A 20,988-nucleotide genomic window follows, 5' to 3' on the forward strand; every position below is an offset into this window, starting at 1 on the left:
CCGCGCACATTGGTCGCTCACCAAGTTACATCACCTAGCTGAAAGAGAATGGCCGCCTGGTTCTGTCACCCAATGGCAAGCAGGTCGACGTACTGGCCACCGAAGCGTTGATTCGCGATACCGCCGACCCAAGCAAGGCTGCCGTCGCTGCTCGCCACCAACAGGACCGGCTTCAGCGTGATATGTACACAGCCACGTCGCAGCTCAATCCGAGCCGACGAACATGGCTGTGCCGCCGCCCGCTGATGCTGCGCAAGGGCAGACTCCGGACTTTCAGAAAGCGCGTGCACATCGCGAGCACTACTTGGCGCGGATGGCTGAGATGAAGTTTCGCAAGGCGCAGGGTGAACTGGTGGAGATCAGCTCTGTGCAGAAGGCTGTGTATGAGACGGCACGCTCGCTCAACCAGTCGCTGATGAGCCTATCGCCGCAACTGGCACCCCAGTTAGCTGCGCTGTCGGATCCATGGGAGGTGGAGCGGCAGCTAACCGCTGCGCTTCGCCAGCGACTCAACGAAGCGGCTCAAGTCTCCGGTGACGACTTCGGACTGTGCTTAGGATAACTACATGAGCGGTGCAGCTTGAACGCTATGCAGAGTTTCAGGTGTCTTCATTTTTCGTTCGCTGGATAGAAAAGCGTGCTGACGCTAACCCGATGTCGCCTTAGGAAGAGAGTTTGCACTGACGTTGGATTAGCTTGAAAAGCTCGCGCTTGCAGTAACGGGCGATATTGCGCGAACACGGCAGGGAATCGATCTTGAGCAACAGCAGATGCGGCGGTTGCTGCCGAGAGTCAGGTAGCCATTTGAAAACACTGCATAGAGCCGCTAATTGGTAGGGCAGGTCAGCGAAACACGCTCATAATTGAGCGCCTTGTCGCGCTCAGGCAATGAATAGCTGGCCTGACATTGCTTGCCTGCCCACTTGATCGTCAGCGTGGCACTCTGTTCCTGAACCAGTGCCAACGCCTTGCCGGAAGGATCGGCGATCGCAATCTGCTTGCCGGCCGCATCTTCGAGCATCGCGCCAAACGGCAAGCGGTTGTGCTGCGAATCAAACAACTCGAACTGCACCCGGCGACCGGTCTGCGACGGGTAGCGCACCAATACGGCGGCGCCGCGGCGTGGCACGACTTGCTGGGTGGCGTTTTCAATTTCTACATCGGCACCCAGATCTCGAGTGTCGAGACTGATCCAGTTCACCCGATACGGTTGCGTGTTGGGAATCACCGCAAAGCCATTGTGACCGGTTTGGGTGCCGCTGAAGCTGCTGATCTTGACCCCGCCCGGTACCCCCGGCACTTCGGCCAGGGCAAAGGTTTCACCCAAGGTTTGCCCCAGATTGATACCGCCCGCGTGCGCCACCACCGAACCGGCAAGGCTCAAGTTCTGCGAAGTGTAACCACGCCCCTGGCTGTAACCGGCGTTGACGTCGACAAACGAGGTGCGCGAACTGATGCTCGCCGAGCCTGAATTGCCGCCGGTGCTGCTGTTGCCGGCCTGCACGGAATAGTAGGTGTCGCTGTTTTCCGACAAATAGCCGTTCACGCCCAACTGCGTGCTGTCGCTGGATTTCTGCCGACTGGTCGAGACAAACGCTCGCGGCGCGCGCGGTTTGGAACCCAGTGGAAATGACAGCGAAAGGTTCATCTGCGAGTCGTTGTTCGCCGGGCCGGAATTGCCCACGTCCTGGGTATGCGTTACGCCAAGGTTGTAAGTGACGTCGCCCCAGTTGTTGCTGTAACCGGCAGACAGGCTTTGTGAGCCGCCACGTCCCCAATACCGCTGATCCGTTGCGTTGAGGTACAGGCTGCCGAATTGCTGGTTGCGCCCCAGACTCTGGCTGACGGTCAGGTCAGTGCGGGTCTTGGAGTTGCCACGGCGCTGCTCCCCGGCGCTTTGATCCTCGATGTGCTCATTCAGGGTGCGATAGCCCTCGGTCGAGTAACGATAGGCGGCGAGGGTGAAATTGGTGTCGGTGCCGGTGAAGGTTTTGGCATAGAGCATCCGCAGGCTATTACCTTCGGTGGTCTGCCCGTGCGCCTGACTGGATGAGTGCGTCAGGTCGAATGACACCGCACCAAATACCGTGTTGCGGCCCATGCCCAGGGACATCGCCTTGAAGCGGTCTGTCGCCTGCACACCAAGAATCCCGGTCATGTTGCTGGTCATGCCATAAGCAAGAGTGCCGCTGAAAAACTTCGGTTCGGCCAGACCCTCTGTATTGCTTTTGTATTGCCCCGCCGAGAGGCTGTAGTTGACCTGGCCTTTGCGCACCATGATCGGCAGGCTGGAAAACGCCTGCCGGGTTTCATGCCGCGTGCCGTCGGCCTCGATGACGATCACCTGCAAGTCGCCGTTCGAGCCACTCGGATAAATGTCGCTGATCTCGAACGGGCCGGGTGGCACGTTGGTGCTGTAGAGAACGTAGTCGTTCTGGCGGATTTCCACGGTGGCGTTGCTTTGCGCCACGCCGCGGATGACCGGCGCGTAGCCGCGCTCACTGTCGGCGCGCATGCCTTCGTCGGAACTCAACTTGAGGCCACGGTAACGCACGCTGTCGAAGAGCTGCGAGTCGGAGAAAATATCGCCGGCGCTGAATTGTCCCTTCAGCGCTGTGACATCGTGCTGCACATAGCTGCGGTTGCTGGTGAACGTGTTGCGCTCGCCGGTACGGCTGCTGAAGTTCGATTCGTTACGCAGCCGCCAGGCGCCGAGGTTGATGCCGTTACGCAAACCGAGGTTGTTGGAGATCGTCGTGGCAGAGTCGGTGCTGTTGCGGTTGCTGCTCAACTGGTAATTGATGAACGCCGCCGGGACGCCGGCATCCCACAGCGCAGGGTCGACATAACCGCGCATGCCGCGTTGCATGGCGATTTGCGGCACGCTGATCAACAGTCGCAGGCGGGTAGGGTCGTAGCTGACGCTGGCCTGGTCAATCAAGGTTGGCAAGTCGTAGCACGTGTCGGGCGCCTCAGGCTTGAGCTGGCCTGCCGCTTCCAGCGTGCTCATGTTGATGCCCAACTGCTGCAGCATGTCCAGGGTCAGGCACGCTTCGACTTTGCCGGTTTTCTCGGCGCGACGAAAATCGATATCGCGCCGCCCGACCAACACTTCGTTGCTGTAAACGTCGACTCGATAGTTGCCTGGCAAGACGCTGTTGGCTGAGAGCAGCAGATTCAAATCCACCGACGACCCGACACCCTGCAGAAACGAAGTGTTGAACTCGGCGAGTTGATCTTGCTCCGGTGCAGCGACGGCATCACTGGCATTCGCCATGTAAGGAAGACCCACTAACATGGCCAGATACAGCGCATTGAATCCCGAGAGTTTCGGGCAGGATTGTTCAGTCAGCGAATTGAAGTTGCTGCGCGGGAGTAAAGACATACCCAGCCCTATACGGCTACAGAGAACGAAGAGTTAATTCATTATTAGAATCAAGAGAGGGGGCAAACTTTCGGTGCAGGTGCTATTGCACGGCTTTGGCATTCACTGCGGCGGTACCCGAAAAAGTTGCACTGTAACGATCCTGTGCGCCGTAATCGTTAATGCTTGAAAAGTTGAGACTGGAATAAGCGGAGTTGTTTGTTCCTTTAAGCGCGATGATCTTGCTCTGGCCCGGAGCAATCATCATCGAATCGACTGCTTTTTCCGTTGTGGCACCCGATTGCACCGAGACTTCTGACAACGAAACATGAGAGAGGCTTGGGTTGTTGATTTTCAGTGCGGCATGCCCGCCTTGCTGATCGATCTGCCATAGCAGTTGAGTCGGTGCGAGGTAGGCCTGGCTGGCCAGTCCGGCAGGTCGGAAAAACACTTTGATGCGTTGACGCACTGCCAGTTGCAGAGTGTTTTGCGTCTTGACGACCTGAGGAATTTCCTGAACGTTCAGCCAGACCACGGATTCCTTGTCAGAAGGCATGCCGGTGCCTTCGTAAATCACCCGCAGCAGTTGCTGCTCCTTGCCGAGAATCCTCGCCAGCGGCGGCGTGACGGCAAAAGGCACCGAAGCAATGCCGGGCTCATCGCTGTCGATCCATGACTGGATCAACAGGTCATCGCCATTGTTGCGGACCTTGATGCTGACTTCTTTGTGCTCGCCATCAAACACCAGACGGGTTGCGCTCAGAGAGATGCCGGCGTGTGCCTGCGTCGCCAGCAGCGCGCAGTGCAAACCCATGCACAGGGAGAGAATGTGTCGATTAAACATGGAAAACTGCCTGAAATTGAAAAAAGGCGGGACGATTGCGTCCCGCACAGTGTCAGCCCCGAGTGCGGTTTACTCGTATTGCAGAGTGAACGGCAGGGTCGCGTCACCACGACCGGCGACCGCGGTTTTCGGGTCGGCAGTGGTCACGTAGGCGGCGGAGAATTTCAGGGTGGTGCTGCCGTCTTGCAGGGTGTTTTCAATTTTGGCTGCGGCAGGCGAGCTCAGGTCGATCTGATCGCCATTGGCGTCGAGCAGGGCGATACCGATGTTTTTCGCGGCGCCCACACCGTCGGTCAACTTCAGCACCTTGGTACCGGTGACGATACCCGAACCGGCGCCTTTGGTTGGTTCGAAGATCATCGAAACTTTGGTACCGGCGTTGCAGTTGATCTTCATGTCGAAGTTCTCTGCACTCAGTTTGCCATTGCCCTTGGGCGCTGCAGCGGTACCCATGTCTTTGATTGACACTTCGCCCATCGGTACGGAAATGGTTTTATTCAAGCCGGCATCTTCGATAGAGCAAGCATCGTTGTTGATGATGCCGGTGAAGTTGATAGTGCCGCTACCCGCTTTAGTTGGGGTTGCCGGCTCGCCTGCTGCAAACGATTGGCCCGCCACCGAAAGCATGGAAAGTGTCAGCAGTGTCAGCGAAAGCTTTTTCATGTCGATATCCATTAGATCGTGATTAAGTTGTGTTGGAAAACACGATCCAGAATATAGGTCCGAGTACAGTACTCAGACCATCAGACGATTCTTATAAGGTTGGGGTATTTATTGCACTTCGTCGAATAATTACAGGTTATTGAAAAACGTTGTTCTCCAGACAATACGTCAACAGATCCTGATCGCTGGATACCTCAAGTTTGCGCATCGCCGAAATCTTTTGCGTGCTGATGGTTTTCGCACTTCTGGACTGGCTGCGTGCAATTGTGGTGACACTTTGCCCAGAGACAAACATGCGCAGTATTTCAAATTCCTTGGGCGACAGTCGCGACAGTCTTTCGTCAAGCGCCACGTTAGGCTCCAGGACGCTGACAGGCTCGGGTTTGGCACTCTTGAAGGTGCGTCCGTTGGCGATGGAGGAGAGGGCCAGTTGAATATCGTCGTGCAACTGGTTTTTCTGAATCACCCCCACCACCCCCAGTTCATGCAGGCGGGTCAGGATCAACGGGCTGGAGATCATGGTCAGCACCAGCACTTTCACCTGGGCAAAATGCCGGCCCAGGTATTCCACCAGTTTCAGGCCATCGCCGTAGGGTGAATCCGCCGGCATGTTGAAGTCAGTGATCACCAGATCCACAGGCTGGTTGTGCAGCAACTCGATCAGCGCGTTGGAGCAGACCGCTTCGCCCACCACGCGAAAGCGCTCATCACGCTCTATCAGCTCACGTACGCCCAATAAAACGATGGGGTGATCATCGGCGATCACGACGTTGAGTATTGCCATGTTCGGCTATCCCTAGTGTGTTGTTGAATTCAATCGGGTTACGCCAGAGCATCGAGCATCGCGGTCAGTCGCTCAAGCATAGCGCTGATCTCGCGGGCCAGAACGGGCGTGATGACGCGACCTTGCAGTTGGCTTTCCAGACGCACGCACGCCTCCGCCAGACCAGTGGCCTGCACCGCGCCAAGGGCCCCGGCCATGCTGTGCAGCTGTTGAGCAAGCGCGGGGGCGTCATTGATCTGGAGTAGGGCGCTGACTTTCTCGATGTCCTGTTGCAGGGTACTGAAAAACAGCGCGCGCATTTTCGGTGAAAGCTGTGGCTGATCCAGTGGTTGCGGGTTGTCGTGTGTGGCAACTGCGTCATCGGCCAGCGCCGGCTCAAGGAGTTGGCAATGCTTGAGCAACTGCGTTCGCAACGTGTGCAGATTGAGCGGTTTCACCAGCCAGGCATTCATGCCTACCGCGGCGCAACGCTCACCTTCGTCGCGCAGGGCATTGGCCGTCACGCCAATGATCGGCAGATCCGCATCGTTTTTGCGCAAGGCCTTGGCCAGTTCATAGCCATTCATGACCGGCATGTTGACGTCGGTCAGCACCAGATCGAACACCCCCGGCAGCCATTGATGCAGCGCCTGTTCGCCATCGGCGGCGGCGACCACCGAGCAGCCCAGCGCTTCCAGCTGTTCTTTGATGATCGCCCGATTGATCGGGTTGTCTTCGGCTATCAGGATGTTCAGATCAAGGCGTCGCGCCGGCGCTTTGATCGCCGGGAGAGCTTGCGGGTCGGCGCCTTGTTGCGCGAAATGGACAGCCCAGGCCACCGCGCGAATATCGTGGGCATCGACTGTCCAGCCTTCGCCCGTGTATTCCGGCGGGTTGGCGCCGGCGGCCGTGGCGATGACGCGCAGCCCTGGCCAAAAGGATTCGTCCGTTGGTGGCCGAACGTCCAGCAGCAGCGATGCAGAGGAGGGCAGATGTTTTGTGTCTGCGCTGATGATTTGAGTGTCCTGCCCAAGTCGGTTGAGCCAGCCGCAGAAATGTTGCGCCAACTCCGGGGCCTGCGCCTGCACGTAGAGGGTGGGCGTTTGCGGGGGGAACGCTGGGCAATCGTTCAGCGAGCCTTCCACGCGATCGAGTTCCAGTTGCAACGAAAAGCTGCTCCCGAGCCCTGGCTCGCTGACCACTTTCAGTTGCCCCTCCATCAACTCACACAACCACCAGCAAATCGCCAGCCCCAGACCGGCGCCGGCTTCGCTGGACGCATCACGCACCTGATAAAACGGGTCGAACAGCTGAACTTGCTGGGCCTGGGAAATACCGATCCCCGAGTCGCTGACCTGCCACAGCAGGGTGACATTGTCGGCGGATTCCTGCACAACTCTGGCGCGCAATACCACCCGGCCGTTGTCGGTGAACTTGATCGCATTGCTGAGCAGGTTATTGAGGATCTGCCGGATGCGCAGGGGATCGCCGCGCACCCGGTCGGGAGTCGCCGGGTCGATGCAGGCGTAGAGCTGCAAACCTTTGGCCTGAGCAAATGCACTGTAGGCGCGCAGCGAATCCTCGGTCAGTTCGAGCGGGCAGAAGTCCTGCGCTTCGATGGTCATTTGCCCGGACTCGATTTTCGACACGTCCAGTACGTCGCTGATCAATTGGAACAACGTCGTCGATGAGCGCTGAATCGTCCGCAGATATTCTTGCTGCCGAGGGCCAAGTTCGGTCAGGCCCAGCAACTCCAAAGTGCCAAGAACGCCATACAGCGGCGTGCGGATTTCGTGGCTCATGGTCGCGAGAAAACGGGTTTTCGCTTCGTTGGCCGAATCGGCTTCACGCAGAGCATTTTCCAGTGCCGCGGCGTCATCGATATGCCGGGTCACGTCGTGGAATGCGCAGATCCAGACGTGTTCGCCGTGATAGCGCGCATCGATGAACCCGACGTGGTAATGCCGTCCTTCAACTTCAAGATCGGTCTGGCCCGCTGCCGTCAGCGGGTGTTTGCGGATCAGCGCTGTGATCAGTTGATCACTTTGTTGCCACTCCTGAATGCAGCGGTTTTCGAGGAGGATCCGGTGATCACTGCGGCGTACGACACACAGGCCCGTCGGCGCGGTGTCGATGATCGCGCGGCTGAAGGCTTCGCTTTCAGCGATGCTTTCATGGGCCTGATGTGCAGGAATCACCACGCGGGCTTTATACCAGCGATTGAACGCCCAGCCACCGCCAATGCTGGTCAGCATCAACGTCAACAAGCCGAGCAGCGGCCACCAGGCATAGTCGATGAAACGCTTGAAACCGACGACGTAGACCGCCGTCCACGGCTGCGCACCGGCGCTGGAAATCTTGAACACCAGACCGTCGAGACGAACGTTGAGGCCGTCGCTGAAGTCCTGCCCGGCGGGTTTTGCACCGATCAATACGGTGCCATTGGGTGCGGTCAGGCTGAAGCTGTCGTAGATCGACCACTTCATGATTCGCTCGATGTTGTTGATCTGCGCCAGATTCAACAACGACGCCACGACCATCCAGGAACTGGCGCCCTCGATATTCAGTTGCGCAGCGGGCATGTTGACATTGACGTAGGCCAGCAGCGCAGGCGGGCCTTTGTTATCCGCTTGGGCGTTATAGCGGACCCAGTGAACTTCACTGTCCAGCGGCTTGGGGTTGGCATCATGCAGCTGTTGCACCACCTGCTTGATGACGTCAACGAAGGTGCCGCCCTGAATCTGCCCGGTAGCGCGCAACTGCCCGGCAGCGGGGACGGCGATGTCGAAATTATCGGGCACGTTGAACAGGAACACCTGCGGGGATTGATAATGCGAGGCCGACCAGAAAGCACTGTAGTAACTGGCCAGGTGGGCGCCGAGGGCGAAGACTCGCGCACGTTCACTGGTTTCAATCGCCGCCGGATTGATTTTCACGCTGTACGGCAGGGATGAGGAGAGCTCCTGCGCCTTATAGATCCCGACTCCCTCATCGGGCAATGGCGTCTGCTTGAAGATCTGCACGTGTGTATTCAACGGCAGGCCTTTGTCGGCTTGCTGAACAATGGCGCTGAGGAACACGTCCTGTTCGCCGATGTTCTCCATCAGCCGGGCGAAATGAAACTGCACCGTGTCGCGCTGCTCTTCGACCATGCGATACAGACCCCAGATACTGAGGCCCACCAACAGCGAGGCGAGGCCGCATAGCACCACCAGCCCGGCGTTCATGCGCAATGAACTGTTGGTCAGTTTCTCCATCGGAGCGCTTGGATGAGTCATTGAGCAAGCCTGCTGAAAGTGCCTGGATAAGCGTTGAACAACGCTGCCTCTGAACAATGAACGACTGATCAGTCCGTCAACGCGGGGCCGTCCTGCGTCAGCAACTGCTGAAAATCCTGTGACGATACGGCGTGGGAAATGATGAAACCCTGAACCTGAGTGCAGTTGATTTTACGCAACACCGCCAGTTCTTGCGCCGTCTCGACGCCCTCGGCCACCACGGTCAAACCCAGTTGTCGGCCGAGGGCGACAATACTTGTCAGTGCTTGCGCCAATTCTTCGTTGTCGTTGCAGCCCTGCACCAGCGCCCGGTCAATTTTCAACTCGGTAAAGGGCGTCGAGACCAGGTTCATGTAAGAGCTGTAACCCTGCCCGAAATCATCCTGCGACAGGCCGAAGCCCTTCATGCGCAACCGGCACGCACCGGCGTAGAAGTTGCTGATGTCGTCGGGCATCGAACACTCCATCAACTCGAAACAGATCATTGCCGGCACACCGTGGCGCTCAAGGACAAAGGCGAGAATCCGGTCGGCAAGGTCGAGGCTGTTGAGCAGATGCGTCGGCAGATTGATCGACACCGGAATCGCATAGCCCTGAGCGTGCCATTGCTCCTGGGCCTTGATCGCTTGCTCCAGAATCAGCCAGAGCAAACGCTCTTCCAGATTGAAGGCCTTGAACGCGGGCAGAAACATGCCCGGCAACAAGACTCCCTGTTCAGGGTGAAGCCAGCGCACCAACGCTTCGGCGGCGACGATGCGGCCGTTGGCCAGTGATTTCTTTGGTTGGAACCAGGCCTGTAATTCACCGTTGTCCAGCGCATCGAGAATGGCCAGATGATCAATCTGCGGGCCGGGCAGGGGCAGGGGCAGGGTAGCCTGACGCAAATTGCCCAATTGATCAGTGAGATTGCGCAAGGCTGCGGTCTTGACCGGTTTGGAAATCAGGCCGATGACTTTCACGCCCAGATTGCGCGCGGCGAGGCTGGCACTGGTCAGCATGCGGCGCGAGGCGGCGCTCATGATCGCCAGCGCCGGGCGCGAACCCGAGGCGGCAAGACCCTGGATGAACTGCACGCCGTCCATGCCGGGCATCAACAAATCGGTCAGCACCAGATCGAAGTCGTGACGTTTCAGGCAGTCCAGCGCGGCGCTGCCTTCTTCGGCAAATTGCAGATGAAACTGGCCGATCTGGCTGAATAGATTCTGCAAGTACAGCTGCTGGAACGGATGGTCTTCAACGACCAGGATACTAATCGGTTTCATGGAGTGTTCTTTCGTAGGGCGCCAACTGCTGATGCAGGGCCTGTAGCGTGAAAGGTTTGACCAGACAGTCGTTCATTCCGGCGGCCAGGCACAGCGCTTCTTCGCCGCGCATGGCATTGGCGGTCGCGCCGATGATCGGCACCGTGCAACCGAGGCGGCGCAGTTCGCGGGCCAGTTCATAGCCGTTCTTCTGCGGCATGTTGACGTCGCTCAGGATCACGTCGAAATGCCCCTTGCGCCACAGCGCCAAGGCTTCCTCACCGTTGCTCGCCAGCTCGGCGGTACAACCCAGCTCCTGCAACTGGTCATGCAAGATCAATTGATTGATGGCGTTGTCTTCGGCGACCAGCACATGCAGATGCAGGGTTTTCAGTTGCCGCTGTGGCGCATCGATTGCGGGTTTGCTCGCCGACAACCCCTGAGCACGACTGACCGCTTGATGAATGGCGTGCAGGTGATTGATGTTCACCACCCAGCCGTTGTCGCTCCAATGCGGTTCGTTGTAGCCATCGCCCGTGGCGATCACCCGCGAGCCGGTCCACTCGGCGTCCAGACGCTGCTCGAATGAGCCGGGATGCAGCTCCAGCAGCACATGCTCAGCGTTGCAGGCGCCTCGCGAAGGCCGATCGAGTTGCGGCCGTGCGCCCCAGCGGCGCAACCAGCCATTCATCGCTTCGGCCAGTTCGCGGATGGGCGACACCACGTAGACCGTTGCCGGCAACAGCGGCGTAAAGCTGCTCGGCAACCTTGGCGTTGAAGGCTGTTCCAGCGCCAGGCTCAGGGAAAAACTGCTGCCCAGGCCCGGCTCGCTGACCACGCGAATATGGCCATTCATCAAGTGGGTCAGGCGTTGACAGATCGGCAACCCCAACCCGGTTCCGGCGATCACATTGGTATGGCCCCGCGACTGATAAAACGGCTCGAAAATCCGCGCCTGATCCTCCTGGGTGATGCCTTTGCCCGTGTCCGACACTTGCCAGAACAGGTTCACCCGCTCAGCGTCACGCCCAAGCAGCTTCACCCGCAGCACGATGCGCCCGGTATCGGTGAATTTGACGGCGTTGTTCAACAGGTTGTAGAGGATCTGACGAATTCTCGACACATCGCCAATCACCTGTTCCGGCAGCTTCGGGTCAATCACCGCGTATAAAGCCAGGCCCTTGCCATGGGCCGCCGCCGCGTAGCCTTGAATCACTTCGTGGATCAGCTCATGGACGCAGAATTCACTCAGCTCAAGTGCCAGTTGCCCGGCTTCGATCTTGGACACGTCGAGGACATCGCAGATCAATTGCAGCAGCGTCGCCGACGAGCCTTCGATGGTGCGCAGGTAGTCGGTTTGCTGTGCGTCGAGTTCGGTTCGCCCCAACAACTCCAAGGTGCCCAATACGCCATACAACGGCGTGCGGATCTCGTGGCTCATAGTCGCCAGAAACAGGGTTTTCGCTTCGTTCGCAGCATCGGCCAATTGCCGCGCCTGTTCCAGCGCCTCTTCGATTTGCGTGCGCGTGCTGATATCGCTGAAGGCACAGAGCAACACGTCCTCGCCCTTGTAGCGAGTCGGTGCGCAGCTGAGGTAGAGATGGCGGCCGTCGGCGGTTTCGAAGTAGTCGGTGACTTGCGGGTCCAGCGCATCAAACGCCTGATAGATCCAGCGGTGGCTGAGCCTTTCTCTTTCGCCGCTCTGGCCCAGCCATTGTTGCGACAGGGTATTTTCCAACACCACTTGGCCGTTGGTGCGGCGCAACACGCACAGGGCCACGGGCGCGGTTTGAATCACGTCACTGCTGAACAGTTCACTCTCCACCAGCGCCTGAATTCGACTGATGGTCGGCGCGATAAAGCGATATTCGAGGCGTCGGATCAGTATCCACACGAGGCTGATACTCAACAGGCAGAACAGCAGCGCACCGATCAGTCGAGGCGACAAGGCGACTACGACATCCCGTAGGTTGATCGAATAAACCAGTTGCCAGTCCGAGGACTTCAGTTGTTTGCGCATCACCAGATGATCCGGCAACCATCCCTCGCCGACGAAACCAAAGAAGTTCTGCCGCTGGATCTGCAGCAGGTTCTGGCTGAGTTGCGCAGGCTGGCTGTTGCTGAACATCAGCATTCCGTCGGAGTTGAACATCATGAACTGCCCGGCACTTTGATCATCCAGTGCATGGGAGACTTCGCGGCCGTCCATTTCCAGGCCGAGCCAGCCCGAGTCGACGTCGCGCTCATCCAGGCGAATGAACATGTACAGCCGTGAGTGACTGGGCGACTGATTGGTCAGCCAGAGTTCTTCCGGCGCAGCGGTGTGGTCACGTTTGAGCGCCTGCAAACGATCAAGCATCGCCGGAAGAAAGTCGGCGACTGTGGGTGTCGCCGTGTAGAGCCTTTTGACGCGCCCGTCGTTGCCACTGCTGACGTAGAGCAGATTGACCTGTTTGCTCACCAGATACTGCTTGATGCGCTCCGTTAGCCAGATGCTCCACTGCTTGCCCTGCGTGTTGCCCAGCAATAGGTGAACTTCTTCGGGTGAGACCTGGGGTTTGACCCCTTGAGGCTTGCGGACGGCCGACAGACTGAGGCTTTCCAGTAGCGCCTCGCGGGTAGTGAAAAAGGTGTGCGCCTCGGCGATGGCGCTGCTCATGTGGCTTCGTCGACGCGACACTTCAGCATTGAAAGTCAGCAGCAGAAAGCTGTACACGCCGCTGAGGATACCAATCAGGAGCACGAGGCCAAAAAATCGCAGCAACCGGCGAGCGGCGTTGGGCGTAGAGAGCAGGGGGTTGATCTGGTGAAGGTAGTTCTTCAGTTTCATCCGGCCACCCTAGCGAGGCATGAGCCGGGCTGACATCAGACGATTCTTAAAGGCGCGTTACTCATAGGTAATCGTATAGGTCGCGCTGCTGTTCGCTGTGCCTGATTTCAGGGTTTCAGCGCTTCGGTAGTAGCGCGCCTTAAGTGGAATGGTAAAGGTCCCCGTCGCGCTCTGAGTGCCGATATCCAACGCCTTATCGTAAGTGACTGGAGAATCGTTCGACAGTATTTGGATTTTTACCCCTTGGGCGGTATCGGTTGAGGCCGCGTCGGCGAGATTGAGCAGACCATTGGCGTTGTCGTAAACGCCGGCACTGCCGGCGCTGAGGGTCATTTTAACCTTGGTGCCGATATCGCAAGTCAGCGGGATAGCAAACGTCTGTTCTGCCGCAGTGTTGCCCGGACGCGTCAGTTGTTTCATCCCCACTTCGCCCAGCGGTACTTTGATTTCGACTTTATCGACAAAGCAGCCGAGAGCGCTCACGGTAAATCCGGAGGATCGCACCTTCGCTTCTGGGTATACCCAGTCTGATTGGTTGTTTTTCAGTGCAAAACTACCCACCAGCTGTGGCGCTTGCTTACCGGGCGAGACGGCGCCTATCTTGTAGAACACCAGTTTCATGGCACCTTGCACAGGTTGCGCTGTGAATGTCCCGTTTACAGCACATAGCGTGTAGGCATTAACACCACCGATATCATTTGAACCGGTGATCGGTTTGAAACCCTGGCAGGTTCCAACGGACTCACCGTACAGCGCATAACCAATGCCGGCAGCACCGGTTCCAATTTTATAGATGTTCATGCCATTAATTTTCGATGCGGCCGATCCATATCCCTTGACGACGAATTGCTGGTACGTAAAGCCTGGTGTGCAATTAAAGGTATCTATGGGAGCGCTTACGACTGAATAGCCGATCTCAGCCCCAATGGGCGTATCGTGTCGCACGGTCATATCGGGAATAGTCAGCACTGTCTCGGCTGTGGAGTTGGTGCAGCTAGGGGTGGCGCCAGAAGCTGCCGTTGAAGAGAAGAATGTCAGCGCAAACAATGCGGGGAAAAGTTTTTCTAAAGAATTTCTCTCTAACTTCATGTGCTTTAGATGTCGCAAAAAGGATGAAAGCAAATAGTGATAAGTCCGTTACATGGATGCCATAAGAAAATTCCTAAATTTCCGATGAAGGATTCTGGCGACTAAATTAGAGTGAGTTGCAGTTAAAAAAGTGCACCATTCAGGTCCGCAGTAATCAGTACCGGCTCGAATCGCATCGCTTTTGTTAGCGTCCGAGGCAGGACATTTGCCAATTTCCCTGGCATGGCAACGATTATTTCCTGCTCGCAACGAATCACTGTCCTGGCGAATGTCCAGCGTAAGACGGCGAAATCGAAACGCTGAAAGAGATTCTGGTTCAGGATAGATGGGTCTCTTTATTACTCTGCATCAGAAGCAGATGTCCAGGAGTAGAGCGCGAGAAAATCGACTCTTTTAGTTGACTCATTCGACACTTTCACTAATGTCCGTTCCTGGCCAGTTCGGATATTCGTGAGCGGCAGGTATCGGCCAAAACGGGCGTTCGCACGCACGCTATAGGCCAATAGTAGTCCCTCAGGTGTAACGGTGTAATGAATTAAACCCGTTAAGTTTTTTCTCGGCCTGAGCCGGCGCCAGCACACCGTTGAACTGATGGGGCCGAATCCAGTTGTACCGACACATTAGATAATGATCTGGATGTGTCGGCGCGCTTCTCGAGCCGTCATGTAGCGCACGGTCGATATCCAGTCATTTTTTCAAACTGCGAAACACGTCATCGGCGCATTAACCCAACAGTTTCCACGACGGCCATTCTTTAGCGCATGCGGTAATATCTACAGCCCTTGCCGGCTGGAGGCGGGCAAGGGTCATTTGACCACGGTCACCGGCCTATGGTCGTCGCAGTGATCGCCATGGGGATGGTGCAGGTGGCCGTCGACCAGATAATCGACATGGTCGCCGTGGGGTACCGCCTCATGGCCGCAACCCGGGCCATGAACGTGGTCGGCGGCATCCCCGCCACATTGGTGGCCGGGGGTGCAGCGGTCAGGGTTCTGGCCGTTGGTTTCCAGTGAGTGTTCGACGACATGATCGCCATGCACGTGTCCGTCATGCAAGTAATCGACATGTCCATTGTGTTCGATTGCCGTATGGCCGCAGCCCGGCTTGTGCTGATGGTCATGGTGTGGATGCTGGTTGCAGGTACCCATTTCGTACTCCTTTAACGAATGCCGAGAATTCAGGGTAGCTGCCGAGCGGGGCGGCGTCTAACGATTGGGTCGACTGTCGATCTTCTGGCGGCGGAGTATCTGCCGTGCCTCGGCCAACATGGCCGAGGCACGATGCAAGTGTTACTCGTGGTGCGGCTCCCCTAGGAACGTCAGCGAACTGAACAGACTCTGCTGGGCCACGGGGCCGCCTTCTGTCAGTGGCAGAGTGGCCTGGGCCGCGATGATGTTGAGGCCCTCGTTGCGTACAGTGATGCGTGCCTTGCCTTGCTTGTCAGTGGTGGCGCTGACGTGGTGAGGCGCGCCTCGGTAATCACCTTGCAGTGGTATATCCGCAGCCGGTTTTCCATCGAGCAGCACCTGCACCTCCAACGTCTTACCTGGCCCAACTTGCAGGGGGGCGCTCAGGGGGACGATCGCCAGACGCAGCATGTCCAGTTTCGGCAGGCGGGCATCGCTCTGGTAAATGGCCAGACTGTACTTGAAGCTGTGGGTGGAGGCGATCGCCGCAGCGTGTAGTTTACGAGCTTTCACCCCGTTTGCCTGACCAGGCAATCATCACGAGTGACTCGGGCTCCTGTGCCAATTGGTATGCACGCGACCTGAAGATCCGCCGTGGGATGAAGTGTTCATTGTCCGGAGGGTTGGCTTCGATGGGGGCAGCGGTGCCGTACGCGATTGCGGCAAAGTTTGCATTTCCCGAGCGCCCAGTCATCGCGTTGGTTGGCGATGGCGCAATGCAAATGAACAACATGGCAGAACTCATCACCGTCGCCAAATACTGGCGGCAGTGGGACAGTCCGAAGTGGATCTGCGGTGTGTTTAACAACGAAGACCTCAATCAGGTCACTTGGGAGCAGCGGGTAATGGAAGGCGATCCGAAATTCGAGGCCTCTCAAAGTATTCTAGACGTGCCCTATCATCTGCTCGCCATCTCGATTGGCCTCAAGGGGATATTCGTTGACCGAGAAGAAGATGTTGCTACGGCGTGGGAGCAGGCATTGGCTTCGGAAACACCAGTGCTGATTGAGTTCAAGACCGACCCCAACGTCCCACCTTTGCCACCGCACATCAAGCTTGAACAAGCGAAGAAATTTGCCGGAACTTTACTCCAGGGCGACCCTGATGAGGCGGGAATAATTGTGCAAACAGCCAAGCAGGTATTGGGAGCGATGCTACCGACAAAAAAATGAGAGCGGCCTTTCTGGAGCCGACGCATCAGATGCTGGAGTGTGGGACTGTGGAAGCCAAAAATCGCGACGCTGTCGCGGATAGCGCGCAGCCGGGGGAGTATTAGGCCGAACGCCGGCGCGCTCGAACGAGAAAAGGAGAAACCGATGAAAAGTTATCCTAAACCCCCATTCAAGCCTCAGCAGCAGGCGGTACCTGGGAAGCAGGGTGCGATGGATCCCTATCCTGATTGCGGTGAGAAAAGTTACAAAGGCAGTGGCCGTCTTACGAATAAGATTGCGCTAATCACCGGAGGAGATAGCGGCATCGGACGCGCTGTAGCAATCGCCTTTGCGCGTGAAGGTGCTGACGTTGCAATCACCTATCTGGATGAACATGAAGATGCGAAAGAAACAGCGCGGTGAGTGGAGGCTTCTGGAAGGCAATGTCTTCTGCTGCCGGGTGACCTTAGTGATGTCGCACACTGTGCCGCGATCGTGAATGACACGGTAGCCACATACGGTCGTATTGACGTGCTGGTGAACAACGCTGCTTTCCAGATGACCACGAGACGCTAGAAGAAATTCCTGACGACGATTGGGTCAAAACCTTCGATATCAACATCTCTGCTATTTTTCGTATCTGTAAGGCCGCTCTTCCTCACATGGCCGAGGGGAGCTCGATTATCAATACCAGCTCTGTCAACTCCGACTCTCCCAACCCTACGTTGCTGCCTTACGCAACAACCAAGGGTGCGATCGCGAACTGTACCGCCGGACTTGCCCAGATGTAGGGTAAACGGGGTATTCGAGTCAACAGTGTTGCGCCAGGGCCTATCTGGACATCCCTTATCCCCTCAACGATGCCAGAAGACACCGTGAAAAATTTTGGTGCCAACGCACCTTTGGGTCGACCAGGACAACCTGTAGAGGTCGCCTCAATCTATGTGCTATTGGCGTCTGATGCCGGTAGCTACATTTCTGGGGAGCGTTACGGTGTGACAGGCGGTAAGCCAATTCTTTAAAGGATGGGGCAGCCAAGAAATTAACCATGCCCATAAATCAGGGGAATGAATTGTTCTAAAATCATCACCCCTGATTTTCTCCGATCAACTTTTCTCACCATATGATTGCCGTGAGTTAGAGCTGTCACGCGTACGTCAAAATGCGAGTGAGCGGTCATCAAAAAGCACAACACCGGCGCAGGCCGGTGCTGTTTATGGGTTATACGAATCCGGGAGGCGAGGGGGACTCGCCAATTTATTGGTACCTTAGAAACGGTACTTCGCGGAGGCTGTGATACTGCGTGGTGCACCGTAGGCATCAAAGATGTCTAAGTATTTCTTGTCAGTGACGTTATTAGCGTTCAGCTGTGCCGAAAGATTGTCACTGATCTCATAGCGCGCCATCAAGTTGACCAGAGCGTACGCATCCTGCTGTATTTTTTCGCGATTCGGATTGGTGGCGTAAGTGTAGATAGAGTCCTGCCAGTTAATCCCGCCGCCAATGGTCAGTTTGTTGAAAACCCCTGGAAGGCGGTAGGTCGTGAATGTGCGCAATAGCTTGGTCGGATACAGCGTGTTCACATTGTCACCCTTGGCATCTTCAGCGGTGAACTGTGTGTATCCCAAGGAAGCGTTCCAGTCGGTCGCAAGCTCGCCAGAAACTTCCAGCTCAAAACCTTTGCTGGTTGCGCCTTCGCTCGCTTCATATGCGTACCCGCCGACCGAATTTGAAGGATCGATCAGCACGCCGGTGCTTTGGCCCAGGTTGCGCTGGTTGGTTTCAGATTGCTTTTTCAAATCGCGCTGAAGGATATATGGATTCTGGTCGCCACCTTGTGGACGGTGACTACCAACGGTAAAGGAATGAAATCGATCAAGGTGGGTGCTCAAAGGGGGTGGGATCAGACTGCATGTTTATTAGCCTCGCGGATGTCTGGATTGCATGCCTGATTGTCGTGCGTTGTCCTCTTTGTCTCAGTGAAGAAAATATATTTTTTGCCCCCCCCTTGAAATTTTTTTTGCGCGACGGATCTTTATATCTGAGGACAACACAAAAGCAGCGATCTTGGCGTCTCACCCTTCGACGGTCTTCCTGGCCGACCTATGTTTTTTCTTTGCTGCTGTGCTCTTGCTTCTGGCTTTTCCTAGCGACTTATCTCGGCTGGCGCCGGTGTATGGCTGCCTCATGGGGGACAGCGAAATCGTCCTTTAGCGGCTCAAGGCCGCTGCTAACCTGTTTGATTACAAATTCATTGCGTTTTTTTTAAAAAATACTCGTCCCGGACAACGTCTGTCGGGGACAAAAGTGGAAAGGGAGTTTCGATGCACCGTGAGCTTGAATCAGTCGTGTGGCTCTTAGTCCAAGAAGCGTGTGATGCTGCGGCATTCGAGGCATTGATTCAGCAAGCCGTGGACAGTTTCAAGAGAGAGCCAGGGTTTGACCCTTTGGTGCGGTTACATACGTCCGATATTGGTGCTGTCGGTGTGCGAGTGCTGGCGAAAGCGCTGCTGCAACGGGGATTTAAAATTGAGCCCTTTACGGATGTCTGCGGTTACCTTCAGTTGAGGTCTCGACTGAGTGATCACATATGTTCGTCACTTCAGGAGTACTTGGTGAACGGCGGCTTTGCAACCGAAGAGATCCAAGAGGATCAACTTGCTAGAGATTTAGGGCTCTAAACACTTTATTATGTAAGCCCACTTTACGTAATTTCATTAAGGAAGCTCCCTATGTCCCGTTTGGCTGAATATCGAAAACTCGAACAGCAACTGGCTGCTCAAATGGCTGAGCTAGAGTCGATGAAAAGCGATTCTGGTTTGAAGAAGGAGATTGAGTTCGAAAGCAAGCTTCGTGACCTGCTGGTTGAATATGGTTTCAGTCTGAAAAACGTGATCAATCTCCTGGATCCGCAAGCTGGTCGTCGTCCTGCGGCGCCTTCGCCAAAGCAGGGCACCCGTAAGGCTCGTTCAGTGAAGACTTATAAGAATCCTCATACCGGGGAAGTGATTGAGACCAAGGGCGGCAATCACAAAGGGCTGAAAGAATGGAAAGCTAAACACGGTTCCGACACCGTTGAGTCTTGGCTGACCAACTGATCTTGACGTGACTCTAAGGGCCCTAATCGGGCCCTTTTCAGTTTCAATGGCGGTAAAACAATTCAGCTATCGGTGTTAAATCCTGCGATTGGTAATCGACGCAAGGAGTTAAAAGAATGGTTAGCCCTTACCCGCGTTTTCCGGCAGTGAGCTGAACCATTCGGCATAAGGGGATTTGCTAACCGAATGCCTGTTTAGGTCAGGGCTGCCATCTTCCCACCACACAGGGCCTCGTTCACCGAGCGCTACTTTTGCTTTCTTTACTCTCTCCCGAGCCCGTCTCATACGCAATGTGTCGTGGGAAGCCTTAGCCTCCTTTATCTCGCGCCGAGCAGCCATGAGCTCGCTTACGAGACTTTGTCGAAGCTCTTCGTCCAGAGATGGATCGCTGCAACGCCACAGCTTCCCTTTGACAACGAGGTAATGACCGTCTGGTGTCACTATTTTCATCCCTCACCCCCGATCTGGGTAATAGGTAGAGGAAGAGATAGGCGGGACGTTCCCATGGGATGGCCAAAGGGCATGAGGGATGTCGACAATCGGTACGCCAATAAATCGAACGCCCCTATTCGCAAGCTTCTCCAAGCTACATACCCCCAACATTGCGGGTATTGAGAGGTGTGTATGAGCAATGATCCGAGACTACAAGGCGGTAGGGGTGAGGATGACCCGATGCCCACATCACCAGACCCATTGAGTCCTAGTCGCACGGAAGACGACCCAATGAAAGAAACACGAATTGATGAATTGCCGAATAACGAAGGCGAACGTCCGCTTGATGACGACGACGTCGAGCTCGATCCTGATCGAGTAAAGGAAGAAACCGATAATGCTGTGATGGATCAACAGCAAGATCCCCGCTGAAAGCGAACCTGCTATCTGGGGAAGCCATCAAAATGGCGTGTGTAGGCAACCAGCACAGGTTGCAACGCGCACGGGCGCGGGGGAGAAATGCTTCTCGTGATTGCACCCAGAGGTTTTGCCAATAAAAGGCCCGCAAGGAGTGCGGGCCGGTAAGCGACCAAAAGGAGCTTTCGTAAAGGTACATCGGGAAATGTGAAATTAATGTGACGAGCGAATCAGCTCTTTTTCTAAAGGAAAGTTCACCAGTGTCGGTGAGGCAGGGCTCTGAGAGGAATTCTTGAGCTGGTCTTCCAAGGATGGAAGGGGGCTGACGATGGGTGTCCAATCGGTAGCAAAATCAAAATTTTGTGCGGGAGGAGCGAGCTTTTCATACAGATATTCAATCTGCTCTCCTACAAAACGCGCCGAATAAGCTGCGGCTGAGGCTGCCACCGCAAACGTGAGAATGGCAGTCACCCGAATGGCTGGCATGTCACTTCCTTATGGGTAAATTCCATTCATCATAGTGCACGTTAGGGAAGCGAGTCGCACGTGTTGGAAATTGTCCAAAAATGGTGAGTCAGCGAACCTAAAGGATATGCCTTGGGGGCGAATCAAAAAGATAGCTTTCGGGGGA

At 56.1% G+C, this 20,988-nt stretch carries 15 protein-coding genes and 5 pseudogenes; 6 read left to right on the forward strand and 14 right to left on the reverse strand.

Annotation, left to right across the window (positions count from 1 at the left end; all coding sequences use genetic code 11):
• Window positions 1–38: 38 nt before the first annotated feature.
• A pseudogene (locus U862_RS0107030) lies at window positions 39–562 on the forward strand (terminase small subunit).
• Between the two features lie 264 nt (window positions 563–826).
• Here U862_RS0107030 and U862_RS0107035 read toward each other — a convergent pair.
• The 11 genes and pseudogenes from U862_RS0107035 to U862_RS0107085 form a co-directional block, all read right to left on the reverse strand.
• Window positions 827–3,277 (reverse strand): fimbria/pilus outer membrane usher protein, encoded by a 2,451-nt coding sequence (locus U862_RS0107035; RefSeq protein WP_049827988.1) that lies wholly within the window; start codon window positions 3,275–3,277, stop codon window positions 827–829.
• Between the two features lie 190 nt (window positions 3,278–3,467).
• A complete protein-coding gene (locus U862_RS0107040; protein WP_029977501.1) occupies window positions 3,468–4,208 on the reverse strand; it encodes a molecular chaperone in 741 nt (246 codons plus the stop codon).
• 69 nt (window positions 4,209–4,277) lie between these two features.
• Window positions 4,278–4,871: a fimbrial protein gene (locus tag U862_RS0107045; protein WP_025109730.1), complete on the reverse strand. Its 594-nt coding sequence runs from the start codon at window positions 4,869–4,871 to the stop codon at window positions 4,278–4,280.
• Window positions 4,872–5,007: 136 nt separating this feature from the next.
• Window positions 5,008–5,655 (reverse strand): response regulator, encoded by a 648-nt coding sequence (locus U862_RS0107050; RefSeq protein ID WP_025109731.1) that lies wholly within the window; start codon window positions 5,653–5,655, stop codon window positions 5,008–5,010.
• A 38-nt stretch (window positions 5,656–5,693) separates the two neighbouring features.
• Window positions 5,694–8,912: a hybrid sensor histidine kinase/response regulator gene (locus U862_RS0107055; RefSeq protein ID WP_025109732.1), complete on the reverse strand. Its 3,219-nt coding sequence runs from the start codon at window positions 8,910–8,912 to the stop codon at window positions 5,694–5,696.
• Window positions 8,913–8,980: 68 nt separating this feature from the next.
• Window positions 8,981–10,174 (reverse strand): EAL domain-containing protein, encoded by a 1,194-nt coding sequence (locus U862_RS0107060; protein ID WP_025109733.1) that lies wholly within the window; start codon window positions 10,172–10,174, stop codon window positions 8,981–8,983.
• Window positions 10,161–12,983 carry an ATP-binding protein gene (locus tag U862_RS0107065; RefSeq protein ID WP_025109734.1) on the reverse strand — a complete coding sequence of 941 codons (2,823 nt, stop codon included), beginning with the start codon at window positions 12,981–12,983 and terminating at the stop codon, window positions 10,161–10,163. Before U862_RS0107065 ends, U862_RS0107060 begins: the two co-directional genes overlap by 14 nt.
• 57 nt (window positions 12,984–13,040) lie before the next feature.
• On the reverse strand, window positions 13,041–14,072 hold the full coding sequence (locus tag U862_RS0107070; protein ID WP_157836060.1) for a fimbrial protein: 1,032 nt from the start codon (window positions 14,070–14,072) through the stop codon (window positions 13,041–13,043).
• Between the two features lie 513 nt (window positions 14,073–14,585).
• Window positions 14,586–14,818, reverse strand: a pseudogene (locus U862_RS29425) (IS3 family transposase); the annotation flags it as partial.
• Between the two features lie 60 nt (window positions 14,819–14,878).
• Complete coding sequence (locus U862_RS29430; protein WP_081794852.1) at window positions 14,879–15,220, reverse strand: hypothetical protein; 342 nt, start codon at window positions 15,218–15,220, stop codon at window positions 14,879–14,881.
• Window positions 15,221–15,361: 141 nt separating this feature from the next.
• Window positions 15,362–15,745: pseudogene (locus U862_RS0107085) on the reverse strand (DUF4198 domain-containing protein); the annotation flags it as partial.
• Here U862_RS0107085 and U862_RS0107090 point away from each other — a divergent pair.
• Both U862_RS0107090 and U862_RS0107095 read left to right on the forward strand, forming a co-directional pair.
• Window positions 15,742–16,431: pseudogene (locus U862_RS0107090) on the forward strand (thiamine pyrophosphate-dependent enzyme); the annotation flags it as partial. The pseudogenes U862_RS0107085 and U862_RS0107090 sit on opposite strands and share 4 nt — an antisense overlap.
• 144 nt (window positions 16,432–16,575) lie before the next feature.
• Window positions 16,576–17,432: pseudogene (locus tag U862_RS0107095) on the forward strand (SDR family oxidoreductase).
• 246 nt (window positions 17,433–17,678) lie between these two features.
• Here the strand turns inward: U862_RS0107095 and U862_RS0107100 are convergent.
• Entirely contained in the window at window positions 17,679–18,302 is a 624-nt protein-coding gene (locus U862_RS0107100; protein ID WP_256214633.1) for a TonB-dependent receptor domain-containing protein, read from the reverse strand.
• A gap of 432 nt (window positions 18,303–18,734) precedes the next feature.
• Here U862_RS0107100 and U862_RS0107105 point away from each other — a divergent pair, with 432 nt between their 5' ends.
• Both U862_RS0107105 and U862_RS0107110 read left to right on the forward strand, forming a co-directional pair.
• Entirely contained in the window at window positions 18,735–19,091 is a 357-nt protein-coding gene (locus U862_RS0107105) for a hypothetical protein (protein WP_025109741.1), read from the forward strand.
• Between the two features lie 51 nt (window positions 19,092–19,142).
• Complete coding sequence (locus U862_RS0107110; RefSeq protein ID WP_025109742.1) at window positions 19,143–19,508, forward strand: histone-like nucleoid-structuring protein, MvaT/MvaU family; 366 nt, start codon at window positions 19,143–19,145, stop codon at window positions 19,506–19,508.
• 120 nt (window positions 19,509–19,628) lie between these two features.
• On the opposite strand, the gene U862_RS31065 is transcribed toward U862_RS0107110, so the two are convergent.
• Complete coding sequence (locus tag U862_RS31065) at window positions 19,629–19,958, reverse strand: hypothetical protein (protein ID WP_081794853.1); 330 nt, start codon at window positions 19,956–19,958, stop codon at window positions 19,629–19,631.
• Between the two features lie 174 nt (window positions 19,959–20,132).
• Here U862_RS31065 and U862_RS0107115 point away from each other — a divergent pair, with 174 nt between their 5' ends.
• Entirely contained in the window at window positions 20,133–20,372 is a 240-nt protein-coding gene (locus U862_RS0107115; protein ID WP_025109743.1) for a hypothetical protein, read from the forward strand.
• 198 nt (window positions 20,373–20,570) lie between these two features.
• On the opposite strand, the gene U862_RS0107120 is transcribed toward U862_RS0107115, so the two are convergent.
• Window positions 20,571–20,843, reverse strand: a complete 273-nt coding sequence (locus U862_RS0107120) for a hypothetical protein (protein WP_025109744.1) — start codon at window positions 20,841–20,843, stop codon at window positions 20,571–20,573.
• Window positions 20,844–20,988: the final 145 nt, after the last annotated feature.

This window comes from Pseudomonas sp. H1h (assembly GCF_000633255.1).
In the GTDB taxonomy this organism is placed as follows: Bacteria; Pseudomonadota; Gammaproteobacteria; order Pseudomonadales; family Pseudomonadaceae; genus Aquipseudomonas.